We start from the raw sequence: 1,118 nt of genomic DNA on the forward strand, positions 1-1,118 counted from the left end.
AAAACCTCGGTTTGACGGAACGGTTTTCGGGGCGTTTTATAAGCCAACAAATATTTTCCCTACCTGGCACGGTGAACTACAAACCCACGTCAGGCACCAAACGAATCAAAATCACGCTCACTGGCGGCGGCGCTCGTGGTTACGGCTATCTAGGCTGGGGTTCAAATTATAGATCCCGGGGTGCGGGTGGTGGTGCGGGCGCGACGGCTATCGCATGGCTGGATATTGACGACACTAAAACCTATACAGGTGTCGTCGGACGTGGAGGGGACGATACCTCTTCGGCTACAAGCAGCACCTTCAATGGGATTATTACAGCAGCCAATGGCGGCACACCGACAATGGGCTCAGATGGAGGTCGAGGAGGAATAGCAGTTGGCGGCGACATTAATATCCAGGGTGGGGACGGTAGTGATGCGCCAGGCGTTATATCTGACAACAATAATGTCTACCGTGGCGGCTCGGGTGATGGTGGCGTGAGTTATTGGGGCGGTGCTATTCGTAGCGTGGAAGGCGCAGCGCTCAGCCGTCAAATGTCTTTCGGTACGGGCGGTGGGGGCAGCATTCGGGAAAATCCCTTTATTGGAAATTTTGGCTCTCACGGTGTGATTTATGTTGAGGAGTATTCTTAATGAAAACCTATGTTCGTCTTGAAGAAGAACGCGTTGCGGAAATTATTTCACTTAGCATCGAGCCTAAAGAACTCTATCACCCATCGCTGATATGGATGGATATCAGCACAATGGATCAGCAGCCTAACGTGAATGATATTTTGCGCGATGGTGTTTTTTCCGCGCCGATGACTAAAGCGGAAGAAAGCATCTTTATTGCAAGCAGCCGACTGAATACTGAAATGGATCTGGCCAGCCGGACGATAGCACCGTTGCAGGATGCTGTTGATATTGGTATCGCAACTAACATTGAAATCACACATCTGGATGAATGGAAACGTTACCGTGTTGCGCTGAGTCGAATTGATCTCAGTAAAACGCCAGATATTGAATGGCCAATACAGCCATAATGACTAAAGCCCGCAATAGCGGGCTTTAGTCATTATGGCATCCGTAGCTCTGGTTATGCAGAAACCTGAATCATCGTATAAACCTCGGTTTGGGAGA

Annotated in this window: 1 protein-coding gene and 1 pseudogene; both read left to right on the forward strand. The window is 49.6% G+C overall.

Annotated elements, in window-relative coordinates; genetic code table 11:
- A pseudogene (locus tag NR177_RS23720) lies at positions 1-632 on the forward strand (phage tail protein); the annotation flags it as partial.
- Entirely contained in the window at positions 632-1,021 is a 390-nt protein-coding gene (locus NR177_RS23725) for a tail fiber assembly protein (protein WP_096011896.1), read from the forward strand. The pseudogene NR177_RS23720 and the gene NR177_RS23725, both read left to right, overlap by 1 nt.
- Positions 1,022-1,118 lie beyond the last annotated feature (97 nt).

Source organism: Pantoea sp. Fr+CA_20, assembly GCF_024520835.1.
GTDB lineage: Bacteria > Pseudomonadota > Gammaproteobacteria > Enterobacterales > Enterobacteriaceae > Pantoea > Pantoea allii.